Annotated in this window: 22 protein-coding genes and 1 pseudogene; 4 read left to right on the plus strand and 19 right to left on the minus strand. The window is 41.6% G+C overall.

Going from position 1 to position 20,492, the window contains the following annotated elements:
* Window positions 1-87: 87 nt before the first annotated feature.
* On the minus strand, window positions 88-717 hold the full coding sequence (locus V7K50_RS00200; protein ID WP_334956121.1) for a precorrin-8X methylmutase: 630 nt from the start codon (window positions 715-717) through the stop codon (window positions 88-90).
* 118 nt (window positions 718-835) lie between these two features.
* The gene (locus V7K50_RS00205) at window positions 836-1,645 is read right to left on the minus strand and encodes a TPM domain-containing protein (protein ID WP_334956123.1); all 810 of its coding nucleotides are present in this window, start codon (window positions 1,643-1,645) and stop codon (window positions 836-838) included.
* A 306-nt stretch (window positions 1,646-1,951) separates the two neighbouring features.
* Between V7K50_RS00205 and V7K50_RS00210 the strand changes: the two genes are divergently transcribed.
* Together V7K50_RS00210 and V7K50_RS00215 are read left to right on the plus strand one after the other, a co-directional pair.
* A complete protein-coding gene (locus tag V7K50_RS00210) occupies window positions 1,952-2,269 on the plus strand; it encodes a DUF2281 domain-containing protein (protein WP_334956125.1) in 318 nt (105 codons plus the stop codon).
* 2 nt (window positions 2,270-2,271) lie between these two features.
* Entirely contained in the window at window positions 2,272-2,715 is a 444-nt protein-coding gene (locus V7K50_RS00215; protein WP_334956127.1) for a type II toxin-antitoxin system VapC family toxin, read from the plus strand.
* Between the two features lies 1 nt (window position 2,716).
* Here V7K50_RS00215 and V7K50_RS00220 read toward each other — a convergent pair whose 3' ends face one another.
* The 3 genes from V7K50_RS00220 to V7K50_RS00230 form a co-directional block, all read right to left on the minus strand.
* Window positions 2,717-3,256, minus strand: a complete 540-nt coding sequence (locus V7K50_RS00220) for a DUF948 domain-containing protein (RefSeq protein ID WP_334956129.1) — start codon at window positions 3,254-3,256, stop codon at window positions 2,717-2,719.
* Window positions 3,257-3,267: 11 nt separating this feature from the next.
* Entirely contained in the window at window positions 3,268-3,618 is a 351-nt protein-coding gene (locus V7K50_RS00225; protein WP_334956131.1) for a YtxH domain-containing protein, read from the minus strand.
* A gap of 93 nt (window positions 3,619-3,711) precedes the next feature.
* Entirely contained in the window at window positions 3,712-4,047 is a 336-nt protein-coding gene (locus tag V7K50_RS00230; RefSeq protein ID WP_334956133.1) for a hypothetical protein, read from the minus strand.
* An 859-nt stretch (window positions 4,048-4,906) separates the two neighbouring features.
* On the opposite strand from V7K50_RS00230, the gene V7K50_RS00235 reads away from it, so the two are divergent.
* Entirely contained in the window at window positions 4,907-5,899 is a 993-nt protein-coding gene (locus V7K50_RS00235) for a metal ABC transporter solute-binding protein, Zn/Mn family (RefSeq protein WP_334956135.1), read from the plus strand.
* 329 nt (window positions 5,900-6,228) lie between these two features.
* On the opposite strand, the gene V7K50_RS00240 is transcribed toward V7K50_RS00235, so the two are convergent.
* The 8 genes and pseudogenes from V7K50_RS00240 to psb34 form a co-directional block, all read right to left on the minus strand.
* Window positions 6,229-6,738 (minus strand): GrpB family protein, encoded by a 510-nt coding sequence (locus V7K50_RS00240; RefSeq protein ID WP_334956137.1) that lies wholly within the window; start codon window positions 6,736-6,738, stop codon window positions 6,229-6,231.
* Between the two features lie 46 nt (window positions 6,739-6,784).
* The gene (locus tag V7K50_RS00245) at window positions 6,785-7,282 is read right to left on the minus strand and encodes a DUF427 domain-containing protein (RefSeq protein WP_334956139.1); all 498 of its coding nucleotides are present in this window, start codon (window positions 7,280-7,282) and stop codon (window positions 6,785-6,787) included.
* A 127-nt stretch (window positions 7,283-7,409) separates the two neighbouring features.
* Window positions 7,410-8,993 (minus strand): HlyD family efflux transporter periplasmic adaptor subunit, encoded by a 1,584-nt coding sequence (locus tag V7K50_RS00250; RefSeq protein WP_334956141.1) that lies wholly within the window; start codon window positions 8,991-8,993, stop codon window positions 7,410-7,412.
* Window positions 8,994-9,082: 89 nt separating this feature from the next.
* Entirely contained in the window at window positions 9,083-12,091 is a 3,009-nt protein-coding gene (locus V7K50_RS00255; RefSeq protein ID WP_334956143.1) for a peptidase domain-containing ABC transporter, read from the minus strand.
* A gap of 1,392 nt (window positions 12,092-13,483) precedes the next feature.
* On the minus strand, window positions 13,484-14,083 hold the full coding sequence (locus V7K50_RS00260; protein WP_334956145.1) for a TIGR02466 family protein: 600 nt from the start codon (window positions 14,081-14,083) through the stop codon (window positions 13,484-13,486).
* A 403-nt stretch (window positions 14,084-14,486) separates the two neighbouring features.
* Window positions 14,487-15,497, minus strand: a pseudogene (locus V7K50_RS00265) (phytase); the annotation flags it as partial.
* 248 nt (window positions 15,498-15,745) lie between these two features.
* Window positions 15,746-16,558 (minus strand): COP23 domain-containing protein, encoded by an 813-nt coding sequence (locus tag V7K50_RS00270; RefSeq protein ID WP_334956147.1) that lies wholly within the window; start codon window positions 16,556-16,558, stop codon window positions 15,746-15,748.
* Window positions 16,559-16,970: 412 nt separating this feature from the next.
* A complete protein-coding gene (psb34, locus tag V7K50_RS00275) occupies window positions 16,971-17,141 on the minus strand; it encodes a photosystem II assembly protein Psb34 (RefSeq protein WP_334956149.1) in 171 nt (56 codons plus the stop codon).
* A gap of 492 nt (window positions 17,142-17,633) precedes the next feature.
* Between psb34 and psaI the strand changes: the two genes are divergently transcribed.
* Complete coding sequence (gene psaI, locus V7K50_RS00280; protein WP_334803455.1) at window positions 17,634-17,780, plus strand: photosystem I reaction center subunit VIII; 147 nt, start codon at window positions 17,634-17,636, stop codon at window positions 17,778-17,780.
* A 205-nt stretch (window positions 17,781-17,985) separates the two neighbouring features.
* Here psaI and V7K50_RS00285 read toward each other — a convergent pair whose 3' ends face one another.
* From V7K50_RS00285 to V7K50_RS00310, 6 genes are all read right to left on the minus strand, one after another.
* Window positions 17,986-18,105, minus strand: a complete 120-nt coding sequence (locus V7K50_RS00285; protein WP_012411803.1) for a photosystem II reaction center protein J — start codon at window positions 18,103-18,105, stop codon at window positions 17,986-17,988.
* A gap of 70 nt (window positions 18,106-18,175) precedes the next feature.
* A complete protein-coding gene (locus V7K50_RS00290) occupies window positions 18,176-18,298 on the minus strand; it encodes a photosystem II reaction center protein L (RefSeq protein ID WP_094332364.1) in 123 nt (40 codons plus the stop codon).
* A gap of 8 nt (window positions 18,299-18,306) precedes the next feature.
* Window positions 18,307-18,444 carry a cytochrome b559 subunit beta gene (psbF, locus tag V7K50_RS00295; protein WP_012411801.1) on the minus strand — a complete coding sequence of 46 codons (138 nt, stop codon included), beginning with the start codon at window positions 18,442-18,444 and terminating at the stop codon, window positions 18,307-18,309.
* A 9-nt stretch (window positions 18,445-18,453) separates the two neighbouring features.
* On the minus strand, window positions 18,454-18,702 hold the full coding sequence (psbE, locus tag V7K50_RS00300) for a cytochrome b559 subunit alpha (protein WP_292719831.1): 249 nt from the start codon (window positions 18,700-18,702) through the stop codon (window positions 18,454-18,456).
* A gap of 234 nt (window positions 18,703-18,936) precedes the next feature.
* Window positions 18,937-19,941 carry a photosynthesis system II assembly factor Ycf48 gene (locus tag V7K50_RS00305; RefSeq protein ID WP_334956151.1) on the minus strand — a complete coding sequence of 335 codons (1,005 nt, stop codon included), beginning with the start codon at window positions 19,939-19,941 and terminating at the stop codon, window positions 18,937-18,939.
* Window positions 19,942-20,041: 100 nt separating this feature from the next.
* Window positions 20,042-20,377, minus strand: a complete 336-nt coding sequence (locus tag V7K50_RS00310) for a rubredoxin (RefSeq protein WP_334956153.1) — start codon at window positions 20,375-20,377, stop codon at window positions 20,042-20,044.
* Window positions 20,378-20,492 lie beyond the last annotated feature (115 nt).

The following is a 20,492-nucleotide window of genomic DNA, read 5'->3' on the forward strand; positions in this document are numbered from 1 at the left end:
TGATCGCCACTACTTAACAAAAATATCAGGATATTCCGTAATTTTGAATACTCTTTTAGATACAGAATACATATAAAGCCAACTTTCCTAGCTCCCCCCATTTCTATCTTGTCCATAGGCTTGCCAAGCCAAGTCTACCAATCCATCAACGATCGCAGCTGCAACAACTGCATTACCTTTGCGACTGTCAATTGTAATGTGAGGCACTAGAGAGTCTTGTAAGCGCTCCTTAGCTTCATCAACATTTACAAATCCCACTGGGGTAGCAATTATTAAAGCAGGTCTAATTTCCTCAGCTTCAATTAAATCCACCAGTGCCGTCAGTGCTGTTTGCGCTTGACCTACCACAAAAATGCCCTCTGGATAACGCTTTGCTAAGGTTTCTATTCCCCAGGCTGCGCGAGTTTTTTCTTTTTGAGGGCGTGTTAGAGCTTCCATACTGCAATACACCGGATTAGCAAAGGTGTTTTGAATGTCGTAGGCAATACCGACTTGTACCATTGGGACATCTACCACAATCGTAGTACGCGCCGCTAGTGCTGCTGCTCCAGCTTGCAAGGCACGCTCAGAAAAACGAATCAAAGACTTATACTCAAAGTCAGCCGTGGCGTAGATTACCCGACGCACAATCTCATATTCTGCGGGTGAAAAAACATGAACGTCAATTTCACTATCAATGATTGCTAAACTTTGAGCATCAGTTACGTGCCATTCCATTTTTGTTGAGCTTCTCAAATATTAGCTTTCAGCTTATCAGCTTCAGAGAGTTAGAAGTTAGGAGTTATAAGTTAATTAAAAACTCCTAACTCCTAACTCCTAACTCCTTACTCCTTACTCATAACTCATTACCAGAAGAAGACCGACTGAAAATAGGAGATAGGTAGGCAACCAAGACACCAATGAGAAACCCAGAGATATTGCGAACTATAGGTACCCAGTCGCTTGTGCGTGTCACCACTGGCCCAATGCCAAAGGCAATAAACAAGATTCCCCACAAAGGGGAAAAAATTAAAGCCCATTGCCAAGCAAAAATTTGTCCTTTCTCGCGGGGTTGAGCGGCAAATCCACAAATCACCCCACCAATAATCGAGCTAATCAAGGTGAGAATCCACTGCTCTCGTGGCAGTCCGGGGACAACATTGCAACCACCCTTGAGTAAACAACCTTTAACCGATTCTAAGGCTTGGAGAATAGCTTGGTCTTCGCCTTGTTCGCGGACAAAGTACAAATTACCGAAGCGGGTTTGCAATTCTATCCAGAAAGTCCGGGGTAAAAGTTCATAAACAGCATCGCCGACGCTAAAGCTGAGGATGTTACCGCCACGAGAATCGGCAACTAGTAGAATGCTTTTGTCATCCAAACCCCAATATTTTATGACTGCCCGACCTGGGGTGCGGTCATACTGGGTCAATACTCGCAGTTTCCAGCCCGTATCAAGTTCAAACTGCTCTAATTCTTTGACCAGCTTTTCTTCTTGCAGCACAGGCAGAGATTTAGCTAAATCGACAACTGGGGTAAAGATGTCAGGGAGTAGCTCAGGATTGTCATAAGCCAGTGCTGGGGGAGAATGCATAACCCAAATTGACCCAGCCAGGAAAAATACTGCAATAGATAGCAGAATTCGTCGCCAAAAACAAGATTGCATGGACGTTTTTATATAATTATCAACGGTAGAAGTGAACAAGTTGTTTTAAAAGAGTACTGTAAAAATGATAGTTCTTTACACTTGTTTACTTTACTCTAATGTAGGGGATCAAAGCAAAGGGTTTTTGGGAGTGGGTAGTTGTGACTGTAAAATTAAGATAATGTGTATTTTGTCAATCAGTTAAAATACTCAAAATATCCTTAATAAAAATGATCATCGTGACTGGGTAGAGGAGTAGGACTCAAAATTGACTAAGCCATAGTGGAGTTACCCATACAATAAAAGGGGAATGATTAGAGGTGAGAGATGACTAACAAAGAATTATTAATCCAAGAAATAGAAAATTTACCGCAGGAGTTGCTAACAGAAGCACTCGATTTAATACGTTCTATTAAGGTTAACTATACAAAAAAGGAGTTGGAATCAGGTAAGCTTGAACTTATGCCTTTAAGCGATTCTATAGAAACTTCTAGCGTTCAAGAGCAACTTACATACCGTCCCGCTTCTGGACGCTCCATTCTTCGACATGCTGGCACTTGGGAAGGTGACGACTTTGAACAATGCCTTCAAGCAGTATATGCTACCCGTGGTCAAGCTAAATTTGATGACGAAAACCTATTTTAATAATGTATTTACTCGATACAAATCATTGTAGTGCCATTATTTTAGGCGAACCAAATGTTATCCGTCAGGTAAATGAAGTTGGAGAAAATAACATTGCCACTTGCGTAATTGTCCAGGGTGAACTGACATTCATGATGGAAAAATCCCAATGCAAGGAAAATAATCTGGCTCGCTTGACAGAATTTTTAGAAGATATTCGTATTTACCATATAACAGAAGAAACAGCAAAAATTTACGGTCAAATTAAGGCAGCTTTATTCAATCAATTTGCACCCAAAGATAAAAATAAGCGGCGAAAAACTAAAATTGTTGATTTGGGTTTTGATGAAAATGACATTTGGATAGCTGCTATTGCACTGCAAAATAATTTAACTGTTGTTTCCAGTGATAGTGACTTTTTGCGAATTCAACAGGTGAGAACCTTTTCGCTGTCATCTTGGGTTTGATTTATTCTTCATCATCAAAATTGTTTTCCCAGTTAGCAGCGTCGTTGTAACCGTCATTAGCACGGTACACTTCTGCTTTGTGTCGGCGATTTTCTGGACTCAGCACTTCTCGTTCTCGCAACGTTAGTGGTGGTTTTTCATTGCTTGGCAAGCGATCGCCTGTTCGTCTCGCAGGTTTTTGGCGCGTGAAGTTTCTCCAAGCAGCTTTCACGCCAACAAAAATAGTCCGTGTACCTACTTGCAGATTTTGAGCCTGTTTTTTGGCACTATCAAGACTTTGGTCAACTTGTTTGACAACTTGACTAGCACTTTTTACACCTTCACTGACATCATCAGTTAAGTCAGCGATTTCTAAGCCAGTGACGCGGATAGCTTCTAGAGTGGGGGGTAACTCCCGTGAGAGGGTATCAAATAGCTTTTCGGCACTGCGAGCCGCCCGTGCTAACTCCTGCAAAGCCGGTATTGCCACCACTAAAACCGCAGTCAAGCTTGTGGCGACAAAAAGTAAGGAAAGTCCCAACCAAAACAGGGGTTCAATCACGGTTGTGTCATTTATGAGCGTTCTAATTGCTGGGGAAGCGAATCTGAGTCTTCAACAGATATTTGTCGATTCAAGACTTGGTTTTCTTGCTGACTGGCATCTACACCTGCTGCGATCGCTTCTCGTAATCGATCTAAAGTCTCATCCCAGTTTTTTAGTGCGATCGCAGAAAGACGATCTGCTTGGATTTGCACACTCGTTGATAAATCTTCTGCCAACTCTGGGATAGCATTGGCAGATTTTTTCAAAATTTTACGCGTTTCGCGCCCTGTGCGTGGAGCCACGAGCAAACCGGTCAAAGCACCGATGGTAGCTCCCAGCATCAACCCGCCAATAAATACTCCAGAACGGTTATTAGACATCTTGTTGTTTCTCTCCTTACACCCATTTTAGGTGGGTTTTCTCCCCTTGCAAGACTGAACCGATTTTATCCAGTTAATCCATAGTGACATAACTCATTTTGCAACTGTTCTTTTCCCAGGTGTTAACTCTAGCTTCGGAAAATAACGCTGCCAGATTTGCCGTCCTAGCAAAAGTAGACTGATAATTTGCCGCACTTGTTGGATTTGCATTTGTAGCACTTGATTTCTTTGCCGTAAGTTATAAATATTTTGCTGGCTGAGATAAATATTTTCGGGTGCTTTCTTCAGTGCTGCATGGCTACAACTTTGATATGCGGTTAATCTATCTGCTATGTATGCTAGCTGCTGCTTGAGTTGCCACACCCGCCAAGCCACATAGAGTAGTATCAGCGAAACGAGGGTGTTAATGAGGATAACTAAAATTACCATTGTTTATCTTCACCGAGACTAGCTTTGAGGAATTTTTCTATATACTTGATTTGGCTCTTATTTAATGATGAACAAACTAAAGGATGAAAATTATGGCATCAAGTACAGCCTGGGTTATGGTAATAAAGAGTAGTTAGATGATGCTCTGAGCACTATTGAAAGGCTTTACTAGGTGAAAATTAGTGTAACAAAGGTTGATGCCTAAAAAATCGCCAATTTGCCAATTTTGTCACAACCATATATCCACACCTCGCAAAACCACAGCTACAATTGCCTTAGATTCACGACTCGGTTTGCGAAATCAACCCGTATGCTCAACAAGCCCCATGATTACTACATCCCACTCCTTAACCTGATAATTTTAGTCAATTTGCGACTTTTGAGTATGTAAGCACAATGGTATAACCCCTTCAACAGACGGTGAGAGAACTACACTACAGTCCTTAGACGCTCCCTAGCATCGCCTTTATTCTTGTGCTTCTACCTCTACCACTTTTTCAGCCTCTCGCGTGAAGTTAACTGATATTTTGCCTGTAAAAACCTCACTGGTGATTTACCAACCAAAAATTGCTGGGTGTGGACTCAATACGGTTCAATTAACGTTTTAATTTTTTGAAGATCCCTCAACCCCTCTTAAAAAGGCTTGCTGATAATCCTCTTTTACCCCCTTTTTAAGGAGATCGTCGCAGGCGGGGGGATCTTAACCGAACCGTATTGGGTGTGGACTGGAGAAATGGGAGAGTCTATCAATTCTTCCGTCAACCTTTACCCTTTTCTCAGCCGAAAGCTTCCCCCTAATATTTCACTAATACTTTACCGATAATGATTATCTTTTTTATACATCCAGTAGGAGATGAGGATGTCAAAAAAATCGCCCTTAAATAATTTCTTCCCAGCTATTCTTGTTGTCTTAACAATTGGATTTGTCGGGTGTGGAAATCAAGCTGCAAGAACTACATTCACTCAGACTAGCACTCAGGTAAATGAAAATCTTCCCCAAGTCGTAGCGACTACAAGCGTATTGTGTGACTTAGCCAGACAGGTTGCCGGAAATACTGTTAACCTCACCTGCTTAATTTCCCCTACTGCCAATCCGCAATTTTATAGACCAAAACCGGAAGATCGTAAAGCCATTGAGCAAGCTAATCTTATTCTCTATACTGGTTACAATTTTGAACCAAATCTGATCAAATTAATTAAAGCGACTAAAAACCCTGCACCAAAAATAGCGGTCGGTCAAGTAGCAGTACCTAAGCCACAAAAATTTCAGGTAGGCGCTAAAAATCTGACTGATCCTCATCTTTGGCACAATACCAAAAATGCTATCAGAATGGTGGAGGTAATTAATAGTAACCTGAGAAAATTACAATCTAGTGATGCTGGGACTTATAGCAACAATACTAAAAGAATCACAAATGACCTCACTCAACTAGATAGCTGGATTAAGTCAAGAATTGCCAGTATTCCTGCCAAAGAACGCAAGTTAGTTACAACCTCGGATGCACTGGGTTATTACGCCAAAGCATACAGTATTTCATTGGTAGGGGGATTGCAAGATATTAGTACTGAGAAACAACTGACAGCAGTAGGAGTCAAAAATTTAGCTACAAACATTAAACGGGCTAAAGTGTCAACAATTTTTACTGAGGCGGCAATTAACCCTAATTTGATTCAATCTGTAGCCACAGAAGCTGGAGTGAAAATTTCTGAGAGGAAGCTGTATGCTGAGGGACTTGGTGAACCAGGAAGCGACGGGGATACTTATCAGAAAATGATGGTTGCCAATACACGCACAATTGTAGAAGGACTAGGAGGAACGTACTTGATGTTTGAAGCGAAAGCTGCTAGGTAGCTAAACTGTTGCGCCTTTAATTTGCACTAATATTTTTTCAAGATGATTGTGGGGTGGCCATCCTGCCCACCCTGATCATGCAAGTTATATAGGTAACAGCTTAACAGTCTATCAAGTTTAAATTGATGGGTAAGCAAGTTTGTAGTAAGCACTTCAGTCCTTATATCCTAAGCACTAAAGTGCTTACTACAAACCCTCAAAGCTAGCTGGAGAAAGTTAAGAATATTTGTAGGTTGGGTTGAGGCGATGCGTTACCCAACAAATCCCGCAAATGTTAGGTTGAGACTTTGCAAAACCCAACCTACACCTTTTTATTTTTTAGGAAAAATCTACGCAGTATCGAATGCTTTCCTTTCTATCTCTTTGATGAACCCATCTTTTCCATCCATATATCCGATGATATCGTTAGGATACTGCTTCGCTAACTTACATTTTAATTCACTATATTTATGTGCGTCTTCGGGATTTGCAATCATGTAATCCCGAAACGCTAAGTGTCGTTCTACTTCCGATGATCTGGCCGCGAAGGTGTGGATATGATGCGTTCTTGTGCCTGTTTCATTATCTTTACGAAAAAAACGGCGGCCTGGTATGCCAAACTCGCCCATTACTTCATAACCTAACGCTTCCATACCCAAACTACAATCATCTACTTTGGCGATGTTTTCAACTTCAACCAACAAATCAATAATGGGTTTCGCATATATATGTGGAATTGCTGTACTGCCAATATGGTGAATAGCAACTAAATTTTCACCTAGTGTCAGCGCAACACGCTTTGATTCATCATCAAATTTGCCGCGCCATTTTGGATCATGCGCTACTACTTCTACTTTCATAGGGATTTAGTTACTTTGAACCCAAAATTTAAAATCCAAAATTGACTCACCATCCCCAAGTACCCGGAGCGCCTTTGAATGGTCCAACAATATCACTGGTAATCCAACCACCGTAGAAGTTACCTGGTTGTGGTTGCACCTCTTCACCATTTACATAGCATTTATCCATGACATGAGCGTAAAAAGCTACATATTCCTTCATAGATTCAAAGGCTGGTGTGGGGTTGGGGTAGAACCAAGCAACATTATGGACTTCTTTATCGCCAACTCTGATTGTGTAGTAACCAGCACTTCCCTTCCACTCACAAAAGCTAGATTGCGGAGTCAGCCGCAAATATTCCATTTTGATATCCGCAGGGGGGATGTAGTAAGAAGGAGGATGACTAGTTTCTAAAACACGTTTGGCGTTGTCGGTATCTGCAATTATTACTCCGTTAAAGATTATTTGGATATGTTTGCTTGTATCTTCCAAACGAGGAGGACGGGGGTAATCCCAAACTGATTCTTGTCCGGGAGCGGGTTCTATGCGTTGAGAATGCACCATCGTAAAATCTAGACGTAAGTGGCTCTGAAAGATTTACTTTTAAGCTTTATGATAAAGCGATCGCTCTATCACATCAAGTCCTAGCTGCAAGCAGTGATCAATTAGCGTCGATAGCGCTATATTGCTTTTAACGTACTTCTTTAAGAACATCAACTTGCTTGGTAAATAACTCAGTGAATAAACTAAGAACAGTCCGTTCTTCGCGTACTTTTATATTGGCACTGATAGACATACCTGATTGCAAGTTAACGGTTTTACCCTTAATCACTAAGGATTGTTTATCCAATGAGACTTTTGCCGGAAATCTGTAAAACTGATGGGTTTGGTCTGGCGGTAGTGCGTCTGATCCTATCCCAATCACTTCTCCTTTTATATCGCCAAACTCGCTGTAAGGAAAGGAGTCAATTCTGACATCTACTTTCATGCCTTTTCGCACAAATCCAATATCTTTGTTAGTGATGAAAACTTCACCTATATATTTTTCATTGGGGACAATTTGCAGCAGTTTTGTAGTCGGAGTCGCTACAAATCCAGGGTTTTTTGCTTGTAAATCGAAAACTATCCCAGCTACAGGTGCGCGGAGTTCTTGATATATAACGTTTAACTTTGATTGAGCTATTTTACTATTTACATCTGCCAAACGCTGCTCATTATCTAGCAAAACTTTCATGAATTGGCTATCGATTGTGGCAATACGCTGTTTGTTATCAGCGATCTTATCCAAAATGTTTTTATCAGAAACAGCCACCGTATTGTTTGCCTCTTGTTGTCCTTTTTCTATATCAAACTTGAGGCGTTTATCTTCCTCACCGAGTTGCGCTACTTCCGCCGTGCGGTTTTGCACTTCTTGTTTCTGATTGAGATACTGAAGTTGAGAAACACCACCTTCTTCTGCTAATACCTTCAGCTTCTGTAGAATTCCCTGTTGAATAGCTAAACTTGCTTTGCTATCTTCCAGCTTAAATTGATTTTGAGAAAGTTGTTTTTTGGTTTTTTCTACTTCTAACTGTGCTGCTAAAGAGCGAGAATCTAATTCTTTTTTGGCAACTTGTAGAAGTTTTTGCTCATCAATTCCTAGTCCCGAGTCTTGACCAGAATTTTTTAATTGAGTTCGGAATAATTCATTTTCTGCTACTAATGCTGCCCGACTTTTTAGCAGAAAAGCTGTTTCTGGTGGCAAATTGCCGCGCAAATATAACAGTTCTGCTCCTGTGGCTGTACTGGCACCCATCAATCGGCGATAAATCTCGTTTTCTTTGATTAATGCAGCGCTAATTTTATTCAAAGAGTTTAATTCAGCAACAGGGGCGATGGAATCAAAAGTTAGTAACAAATCTCCTGCCTTGACTTGTTCTCCATCTTTAACATTAACCGTTTTCACTACTCCACTAACAGGAGCCTGAATATCTTTGACTGTTCCTTGTGGCTTTAATTGCCCTGTTGCGGCCACTACTTGCTCAATTTTGGCAAAATAAGCCCAACCAATTCCAAAACAGGCTAGCAGAATTAGAGTAACCATGATTGTACGCGACCAAATTGGAGATTGGCGCAAGACAACGGATTGCTCAAAGTCTTGAGTGTTTGTGTTATTAAAAGACTCTTGAGCAGCTTTCTGTTGTTTCGTAAGTGTAGGTGAATCTTGCTTTACTCCGTTTTTCTGATTGCCGTTTTTCTGATTACCGTTGAGGTGATTCCCATTAAGTTGAGTCATAAGGATTTTGGATTTTGGATTTTGGATTTTTTATAGTGTGGGCAATGTTCACGGATGCCGAAAACCTTTGCCCACAGTTAATGACTAAGTTACAAATTCACATCTTGTTGCTGATACAGGTAAGAATAATGACCTTTAAGAGCCATGAGTTCTTGATGGCTGCCTTGTTCTATAACTCTGCTATTATCCATGACAACAATCATGTCTGCATTACTGACAGTGTTCAATCGGTGGGTAATAAAAAATACTGTCTCACCCTTGAATGCTTTGGCTAAATTGAGACATATTTGCCGCTCTGTGGGATAATCTAATGCGCTAGTTGCTTCATCTAGAACTAATAATTTTGGTCGTTGTAAAACTGAACGTGCGATCGCAATTCTTTGTCGTTGTCCACCTGAAAGTGCAGAACCCCGTTCTCCTACCCGCGTGTTGTAACCGTTGGGTAAGCTCATGATAAACTCGTGGGCGCACGCAACCTGAGCCGCTTCGATAATTTCTTCGGTTGTCGCATCAGGATTGGTGAGGGCAATATTTTCCTGAACGTTGCCGTCAAACAATAATGTCTCTTGGGGAACTACGCCTATTTGTCGTCGCAGTGAATAAAGTTCTACTTTGGAAATATCATAACCATCAATCAAAATTCTGCCGGACTCAATTTCGTAAAGTCTCAGCAGTAATTTCATCATCGTACTTTTACCAGATCCACTTTGTCCGACAATGCCGATAAATTTACCTTGAGCAAATTCGAGGTTGACATTAGAAAGTTGCAAAGGACCAGTTGTGCCAAAACGGAAGGAAACATTTTCGTATTTCACTGATCCCTTGATCGTCGGTAAAGGTATATTGTAGCGGTCTGTTTCTCCTTCTTGTGGGGTATCAACAATATCGCCTAAACGCTCTAGAGACAAGGCAGTTTCTTGGAAGCTTTGCCAAAGTTGAGCCAAGCGCAAGATTGGGCTGGTGACGTAACCTGATATAATCCTGAAGGCAATTAGTTCGCCTAAAGTTAATTCTTGTTTCAGTACTAAATAAGCTCCCACCCACAGAACTAGTAAACTGCTGAGTTTGTTAAGAAAGTTGCTGGTAGAGTTAGCGAGGGTGGAAGTCACAACTGTTTTAAAACCAGCCGCGACAAACCGGGCATAACGCTCTTGCCAGGAAAAGCGCGATCGCAATTCGATATTTTGCGCTTTGACTGTTTGAATGCCTGACATCACCTCCACTAAATAAGATTGAGTTTCGGCGTTGCGTTCGGCTTTGGCGCGTAACTGTCTGCTAATGGTGGGAGAAGCAATTAAGATGACAATGATAAACACCGGAATTGTGCTTAAGGCTACCAAGGTGAGTGGCCAACTGTAAATCAGCATCACACCGATATAGACCACCGAAAACAGAGCATCTAACCCCACTGTTAAGGCAGTACCCGTGAGGAATTGGCGGATATTTTCTAGCTCATTGATGCGAGTGGAAAGTTCACCCACCGGTCGGCGTTCAAAATAGCGCAGTGGTAGACGTAGTAAGTGGTCGATGATTTGCGACCCTAAACCCATATCGATCCGGTTGGTGGTATCGACAAATAAGTAGGTTCGTAAGGTAGTCAGCACTGCTTCAAATATCCCAACTACTAATAGCAAAACCCCCAAAATATGTAGGGTGCCAATACTATTTTGAGTGATAACTTTGTCAATAATTAGCTGGACGACTAGCGGATTTGCCAAGGCGGCCAACTGCACGAAAAAGGAAGCAACAAAGACCTCGATCAGGACTCGCCGGTGGCGCGATAAATAGGGGATAAACCACCGTAAACTAAAGCGTTCTTGGGGTGTTTCTTTGGTAGCACTGAGGAGTAATACTCTAACTTGGGGCGGAAAGTTGGTTGGATCAACATCTAATTGTTCAACCAATTTAGCGGGTTGGCAGCGCACCATTCCTTGGGATGGGACGCCGACAACTACGGTATTGGCATCTGCTTCGTATAAAACGGCAAAACTATCACCATAGCGAATCAACGCCGGTGTGGGAATGCGCGTGATTGAAGCGACTGGTAGCTCTACCAACTGCGCCTTCAGTCCGATTGATTCTGCCAGGTAAGCTGTAACTTGAAACGATATAGTACCTTGGCGTTTGACTTGCTCAGTTAAGACGCGGCGAACCACTTCTCGACGAAAGGGCATTTCTAGGTGCTTCGCGATCATTTGGAAGCAGGCGAAGGCTGTATTTAGTTCTCCCTTACCACCATAAAATGGGTATTTGTGTTTTACCGAATTGGTTGAGGATTGAGGGGTTGTCTGTGGAACTAATTCGTTGGATGCGTAGGGGATATCTATTTCCTCTGCGCTATGTGATTTGGTCTCACTAACTACAAGTTCTATCTGATGACTCTGACTATCTTCCAAGACCAAATCTGACGGATGTATACCAAGCAACCGGGCGGGGTTTTGGCCTATAACCTGGATTTTCTCTCTGTCATCCTCTGATTCTAGGCGATCGCCAGGTGATAAATTCGTGACTGTACCACCGCCACTGACAAACCAGGCACTTTGGCTATCCAGTTGGTTAAATGTTGTTTTTCCTGGAGAGAGGTATTGTACTTTCGCCTGTGGTAGGGCTTTTTCTGCTAGTTCTCTAAGATTTAAGGTGGCGATGGCTTGCTTTTGCCAATGCAAACTGAGAATATCGAAAACTTCGATCAAATAACTGCGGTTTTTCCGAGCATCCCCAAAAGCTGGGTAGGATGTCAGAAAGTTAAAGTATGCTGATGCGCTCAAGGTTAAACATACGACTTCGGTGGAAGCGATCGCTGTCTCACAAGCTAAATCGCGTAACAAACCAATTTCGCCGATAATTTCCCCAGGTTGTAGTAATTTTAGGGTGATTGGCATTTGCGTCTGGGGGTCGTATCCCAACAGCCGCACTTGTCCTTCATAAATTATGGTGATGTGGTCTGGGAGACTTTCTTTGCCGATGATTTTTTGACCGATGCGATAGCGCCACGCTTGCAGTTGTTCTGATAGATTAGCGATCGCACCATCTGGTAACTGATCAAACCCTTCTAGGGTGGTGAGAAATTCGGTAAAAGTGTTCTTAATATAAGTCATATCAAACAAGTCGAAGGTAAATGTGAAGAATAAAGTCGAGAATATTTAGGCAGTATCTCTTTTACTAACAGTGGCAGTGTTTTGTTTTATGCAAGCAGCACCAATACTTCTGTGGCATTCAGTGCGCCTAAATTTATCAAAGCACAGATGGCAGTTCGCCTAATTGCATACTTGCATTTACATCACAGAGTTATTACTATCATTCCTTGTTCAAAACAAAGATGGTCTAATCTAGATCGAAGATCAGTTATCAGTTGGTTAATTGCTACATACTTTATACAAGTTTAAAATTAATATTTACCATTGCAAGTATGCAAGATGGATACTCATCATCAACCAAAACACCGAAACCCGGTTGTTAAACTTAGCCTCGCTTATTTTAATTTATCATCATGAAAATATCACAGATACTTTCCTAAGTAAATGCCCTAGTTAAGAATTATGTAATAAAAAAAACTTTAAATTTCTGAATGATTTTTTACAAATTCTTTAATATAGGGAGTGACAATATCACTTATGGCGAAAGATAGTCAGCTTTCTTCGTTAAAGATTATCCATAGCCGATTATGAAAGAATTCTCCATAACTTTTTTGATAGCTTAATTTAATAAAAATTAACTGGAATAGGACTTACGCAAAACTGCACGCTATAGGGGCAATTCATGAATTGCCCCTACCTAAAAATCAGGATTTTAGCTATTGTCTGCGTAAGTCCTGTAGAAAAGTCAAGGCGAAGATTTTTGTCACCCTAGAGGAATCAACTACTAAATTTATGAAGGAAAGCCAACAACTGCCTTCAGTAAATTTACTAGTTTAATTAATCTCACGTTCATTTAATTCCGAATCATAATATACCTCACCCCGCATCCGTGATGAGGTTGTTCGATTTTACTAAGTAATTACTCCTGTTTGTATAGTAATTTTACTTGAATATTGCTCAGTATATTGATAAGAAAAGCTTTGTATGTCAAGCTTTTAGGCAGCTTAGTTGTTCAAAAATCAAATTAGGAGTTCTAATATTATGCACCATTGACACTAAAGTTAACTTGCACAATTACATCGTTGTCATCTTTACAGCAGATTTCAGGTAAATGAAGTACATATATAAAACCCAAAACCTTGTAGAGACGTAGCAGTGCTACGTCTCTACGTGTATTCGATTAGAGCGCAATCGGGAGGCATCATTCTAATCGCCAGGGTAGGTGTGTTTTTACACTCATTGAGATGCTCCCGCGCCATCTGCTGTATCACCACCAAATCTACCAAATAAGCGATCGCTAACTAATCCCCCAATCAGAACATCATTCGCACAGCATTAGCGAGTCATATCTGTGACACATTGCGCCAGCTTACCGGAAGAGATCCGACCATTGGAGTCTCCCAGCATACATTATTATTTTTGTTTAACACCAATATTAAAACTGATACTAACTCTTTCTTCGTCCCTCAAATTGGGTTCCACACCATGCGTCAGCCAACTTGGAAATATAATCATTGTTCCTTCCACAGGTTTGTAAGTTACACTCGGCATTGTCCAAGGAGTAAATTCTAAATACGGTGGTAATATCCGGTGAGCGCCAAGTCTAGGGTCACGAAAGAACAGCCCCCCACAATCTTTAGGTGATTTAATATAATAAACACCACTTAATAATGAGTTAGGGTGATCGTGAACTGAGTTGGAAGCAAATTTTCCATTAATTATTGCCCAACAATTATTAATAGTAGGAATTACTTGCTCTAAATCCCACTTCATAAAATTGGCTATTTCCAAAACATTGTTCATAATAATTTGCATAAAATCTTGAAAATCATCACGCTTGTTCAAATTATCGACACTATGCCAACCAAGTAGATTAGACATTTGTATACCTTGTGGATTTTGAGACTTTTCAACCTCAATTAATTTCAGCAATTTCACATTTAAATGTTGATTATTTTCAACATTTAAATGCCATATCGGTGTGGGAAAACAATCATTTCTAGTACCTTTCATGTTGAATATGCAGTTATTAACAAATCTCAAGAACTTGCTTGGTACTGTAAAATTTACATAGAGAATAGTTTATCATCTCCAAAACCCTTGTAGAGACAATTAGGGACTTCTAGAGAATAAATTACCTAATTTATTCAGATGATATTTTTCTTTTACCCCTACTCCCCTGCCTAGACAGCGATTGATTATTTTTTTTAATTGCAAGTCCCTTATTGCTACTACGACTTTTGAGGGTATTTTTGCCTGAGCGACCGAAGGATAGTTTAGAAGAACCAATACAATACTACTAGCCCTTTCAAGGTGAGTAAAAATTTTGGTCAAAGAATCCCTCTTGACTCTGTGTTCTCTGCGCCTAATAAGGTTAGATAAATTACTTTTAAACCGCAGAGGCAGAGAGGAAATCAGAGATTTTATGAGTTGCTAGTTTGTCGTTGTTGCGATCGCTAGCGACAGCAATATCAATAGATTGACCGCCTAATTTAAAACCGTATTGTAGGTCAATGTTGTTGTAGCGAATACCACCAGGATTAATTGTCTGCAACAAATTACTGACAAGTCATAAACCCGCAGTCCGGCATTTTTGACTGAGGTCAATACTAAACTATCAGCAGAATTTGTGGCATTAACATAGATGGCAGGATCATCAGCATCGGCATTTTGATCTACAGCAGTCAGTTGCACCTTGCAAAGAAACTTCGTAGATTTTGATGGTGTCGCCTGCACCGACTGCAAAGGAACGCTCTAACGCCAGTAAGGTTCCCCGGTCGTCGATCGCGAGTAAATCTGCCAAACCATTGTTACTTGAACCTGTGCTAGGGTTGGACGGTTCGGCGATTGCATCAGTAGTATACAGGTATTCTTTTTCTGGTTGTCCAGTCACCAAATTGTATTGCAGAATCCGGGAAGGGCTGCCACTGGTGAGTGAAGCAATTAATCCATCTTGGGTGAGGGCGTTTTCAGTGGCGGTGTATAGGGTTTTTTGGTCAGGTGTAATGGTGAGGCTTTCAAAGGCTAAGTTATTGTAAACGCCTGATGTCTGCGTGTCCCCAGCATCGACAATACCATCACCGTTCCTGCTGGTGCAGCAGGAATAAAGCCAGCAGCTAAAATAGTTTGTCGTTCAAATCCTACACTAGGAATAGTTTTACCTGCTTCCGTCGGTCTAGCTTGCACATCTGCGAACACCAAGCGATGGTCAGAACTGGGGAATGGAAAAGTACCGACTGGGGAGAATGTCGGGTCATATCTCGCCGTTTACTTTAATGGGTATATCCCAGTGACTTTTGGAAGAGAGGCGTAAAACTGCTAATTCCTGCTCAGAATACCAATCATTTGGCTGTGGTGTTGTCGGATCATCGGGAAGCAAAGCATTGGGCATATCCTTCCACAGAAAATTTTGGAAGGTGCGGATGTTGGCTGCTAGCAAAAGGTTAAAAAAATAAATATTCGACTTGTGTGTACACCGTAGCCTGACGAAGGGAAGACTACAGGGGGGTTACAACTATCTCGAATTCTGCGCGTTTGATTTAGGACTGCTATAGATTTTACGAATGCTGTAAAATAGCCTCTGGTCGATATAACTAAACCAGAGGCCATATTTTAATAGAGTAGAATGTCTGATGCCAATTTGGTCTCAACAGTGTTTAAAAACATAACTACTAATTAACGGAAATTACCAGGGTTTAAGCGAACAGAGTTAGGCTGAGACTGACGGCGAATTGCGACTCCATTCTGCAATTTGTTTCCAGTACCGCCATCTTTGCGATCGAGGAAAGGTTTGAGATTAATCCCACTTCTAGATGAACTAACCCGATTATTGCCATTGCCTAGAAGTGTACGTCCTAAATTATATAAGTCGTTGCCTCCACTACTGCGATCGCCATAAGTGTTAACAGCTATAGTCTGTTGTCCACTGTCAGCAGTAGTCAAGTTCTGAAAAATGCTATTGCGGATAACATAAGGATCTTTCCCACGCGGTACTGTCAGCACAATTCTACAGGTCGAGTTAGCTTCAGTTGTGACGCAGACAATGTTTTCGTTATTTTCTGTTGCTGTCTGGAGTTCTTGTAAACCATCTGGGCGATACTGTTCCAAGCGAGTGGCGATCGCTGCACAACGTTTTTGTGAGTCCCAACCACCACCCAAAGCCGCAGGTGCCGCCCAAGGAAAGAATTGTCCTGGTTGACTTTGTGGCTGATACATGACGGTGTACTGTCCATTATAAGTCTGACAGCTAAACCGATTTGTACCGTCAGCTGAAGTTGAAGGTGGTATGCCTGTCGATGTGTCTATTGGAACTGGCGCTGAAGTGTCACCTGTTGGTATTGGTGCCGATGTACTACCTGATGGTATTGTTGGGACTACTACACTGCCATCGCCAGTAGAATCAGATTGCGCCATTGCTGCGGAATTACCCAGACACAAAGATAAACCAAGACTGCCCAAAGATATCAGTCGCAGCAGTTTTGATGACATAAATCATCCTCCAGTAGAAATAGGTAGGGAATTGATAGTTTAAGTGACGAATATTTCTGGTTTTTGATTCATCAAAAACGCTATTTTTTTCCTCTCTTGCTTTTTTCTCTTCGAGTAGCTTTTTCACCCATGCTTGAATTTCTGAATTCGTGACTTTCGTTTCTCAACCAACAACAGTCTCAGCTGTCGATATATAGCGGTTCTCGTTTACGTGAGGTACACCCGTAGGGGCACGGCACTGCCGTGCCCTTACACCTTGCGATATAATCTTGTACCGCATCTGAATGGGAACCGCTATAATACATTGCCCTTTGGGATGGGTAAAATACAAAAAACCCCGGCGAAACTAACCGAGGTAAGAGAGAGAAGTTTGAATGACGATGAGATACAGCGATATTGAAGTCGAAAAATCTTAGCTAACGCTAAAACCAACCAAAACTAAAGTAGTGACAATTAAAGTCGCAAAAAGACTCTGTAAAACGTATTTACGTTGTTCCCAAATTGCTGGGTACTCAGCGTAGTACATTTTGGGTTCAGCTGCGTAGTTGTTGAGAATGCCGTTTTCGTTAGTGGTGGTATACATAGTTTTTTTTCTTGTTTGTTAACTTATGTAACTAAATCTAACAGTTTTGTTACAAATCGTCAACATGACTTGACAAAAGAATACTGATATTGAATATAAAGCTAACTTATCAACGATCTGACTTCTGACGGGATCTGGAAAACCTTACTTCCATTCCTCTCCCCTAAAATAAATACCTTGCAAAAGTTCCCTAAAAGCCCACCCCCTAAGAGCAGGCTCTTAGGAGACTTTGAAGTAAGTCAAAGGCGGGGTTGGTGAATGATGAGCAATAGGGGGATGCCTACGGCGGCTACGCACACGCCGGCGGGGTTGGGGGGGTTAGGTTTAGGCATTAGCGTTTCCCATATATACGAGAACAGCGAGATATCCCCATATCCTGTTCCTTATCTCCCAATATGGGCTGTGTTAAAAATATGAAAGAATTTCAAAAATCTGGCAGAATTTGCAGTAAGCTCATTTTGAATTGTAGTGTGATTAATAGGAACCATTACTATGGCAGCTTCTTTTTTGCCTTCTGTCTTGGCTAGTACTTCGTACTTGTCTTCTATCTTCGTTCCCATAATTGGTTGGGTTTTGCCAGCTGTTACCTTCGCTTTTCTATTTTTATACATTGAAAGCGACGATATCAGCGATATTTAACTGATACTGATGTAGTCATTAGTCATTAGTCATTTCCAAAAGACAAATGACATAGACGCACCAGCGGCTTCCCGCAGGGTAGGACAAATCACTATTGACCAAAATTAATACCGCCTATCTCATAGAGATAGGCGGTTTTTTTTAACGTTGATTTCTCAACAAATGCTAGAAAATTCTAACTTATAGTGTTCGGTTCAAACGAATATTAAATCGAAGAACCGAGTCCGGCGTAGGCACCATAAAAGAAAATGCCCAAGACTGTAATTATACCTAAACCTGCGATCGTAGCGACGACCCACAGGGGAATTCTCCCACTTCCAGACACAGCTTTTATCCTCCCTTAACAACAAATCAACACAGGTTCAATAAACAAAGATTAACAACAGTGCTTCCAGTTAGTTAAAGAAGTAACTAGAAAACAGAATCCCCAGAACGAAAACTAGTAGTAGTCCCAGGTATAAGGAAGTCCGGTTTAGTTCAACCGGCTGATTATTGGGATTGGGCGATCTTTCTGCCATAATTGCTCCTAACGGTGAATAAATTGCATTGCGGCGATCGCGCCTAAAAAGAATACAGTTGGTACACCTAAGGTGTGAACTGCCAGCCATCTAACGGTAAAAATTGGATAGGTAACTGGTTGATTGATGTTATTGCCGCTAGTCATGATCTCAAACTACTTTCCAATAAATTGTTCAACTTGTTTTTTAGCTTCAAAACGGTTCTTCACAATGGGCACTTCTTGCCGCGTTGGTGTGAAATACTCGTTGGGACGGGGTGTGCCAAAGGCATCATAAGCCAGCCCGGTGCTGACAAATAGCCAACCAGCAATAAACAATGCCGGGATGGTGATGCTATGAATTACCCAGTAACGAACGCTAGTAATAATGTCCGAAAACGGACGTTCTCCAGTGGTACCTGACATTTAGATCCCTACCTTCACAAAGAATGTTATAGAGTTTATTATCCTACAAAGTTAAGAAAGAGTTACAAGTTGCAAAGTTCTTCTCAGAAATAGGTACTGGGGATTGGGGATTGGGTACTGGGGATTGGGTATTAGAGATTGGGTATTAGGTATTGGAGATTGGGTATTAGGTATTGGGAAAACTCGTATCCAGTCCCCAGTCCCTAGTCCCCAGTCCCCACTCCCCACTCCCCACTAAGCGGCTTCAGGGTTTGGTAAATATTTGAGCAAAACGCCGCGATCGCCAATTATAAATCCCCGTTCTGGCTCTAAGAACACAATCTTGTACAAATTGGCAGCCACTTCTTCCACCGCACGGTCTTTTTCCCAGGTTTTGCCACCGTCGCCACTGCGTAGCAAATTACCGCTACCGCCACCTATCCAAATTTCATTGGGTGTGCGATATGCCAAATCCAGTAAACCCCAACTTGTAGATAACTCTGGATATTGTGCCTTTTGCCACTCGTCAGGTTTAGTTTCGTCACTAAACTGAATTTGACCTCCTCTAGCTAGCAACCACAATTGACCATTGTTAGCAAAGCCCATGTTTTCTACCCGCCGAGAACTATTGCGGTTATGGGGTACCCAAGCATCTTGTCCCGGTTCCCAAGTCGAGTAGAAACTACCCTTGGCTGAAACCGCAACATATTTACCATCAGCAGAACGTTCTATGTTACGCACCACACCCACTGCTGATTCAACCTGCGCCTTCCAGTTTTTGCCGCCATCTGTAGTCTTATATATGGCTCCGACATCAGTAGCCATCTCAGCTGTACTGTCTGCCACTGCCTTAATTGCGATCGGGCTACCTGGTAGCTTTTCGCTCAGGGGAATACGCGACCAAGAACCACCTTCATCGGTCGTGTGCAGCAACAGTCCAGGCTCACCGGCAATCCAGCCTTCTTTCCCGGCAAAACTTACTGAGTCAAAGCGATACTTTTGATCATCCAGTTGCAGTGTAATTGGTTTCCAGGTATTACCACCGTCATTGGTTTCCAATAAGGTGGCATTGCTACCTACCAAGTAGCCATGCTCAGAGTTATTAGTGAAAGCAATATCCAAGAGATTCGAGTCTGTTGGCACAGAAATGACTTTCCAAGGGTTATAGCTCACAGACGGGATTTTGCTACAACCTATGCATATTACGACTACTATTAACAAGGCAAATATTCGTTGCCAACTTTTCACAAATGAATGCATCAGTATTTCTTATTTGTTTCTAAATTTTTGTAAGAGTCGTTAGTCAGGATGCTGGGCAATCCTGAGTTTTCATTTTGAATTTTGAATTGCTTAACGGCTGTTACTGTAAGCCGTAGAGACTGATAAAAAACAAGAAGCCAAGAGCCAAAGCGCCAAAAATTAGGATATTCTTTTGAGTTGGCGTTAGCTTGTTGACACCCAAACCATAACCGAGATTTTCTTTGAAGCCGGATGCAGTACCCGCAGGGCCGATATTGGCAAAAGCGGTTTTCTTAGCACTACAAACTGGACAGCGCCAAGTTATAGGCAGTTCTGCAAAGAGTGTCCCAGAAGGAATATCATGGGTGTCGTCTCCCTTCTCAGGTTCGTAAACATAACCGCAGGCGCGACACTCGTAGCGGTCTAACACCGGAGTTTCAACAGCTGGTTCGCTCATGGCTAAAGTCTCACAGAGGAGAATTCTTAAATATACGTTAAAAATTATGACATAATTGTTAGACTTTTCTATCACTACCAAAAACGAATCAAATACCTGAAGTGTATCTGTTTCG

This window comes from Nostoc sp., from assembly GCF_036917135.1.
GTDB lineage: Bacteria > Cyanobacteriota > Cyanobacteriia > Cyanobacteriales > Nostocaceae > Nostoc.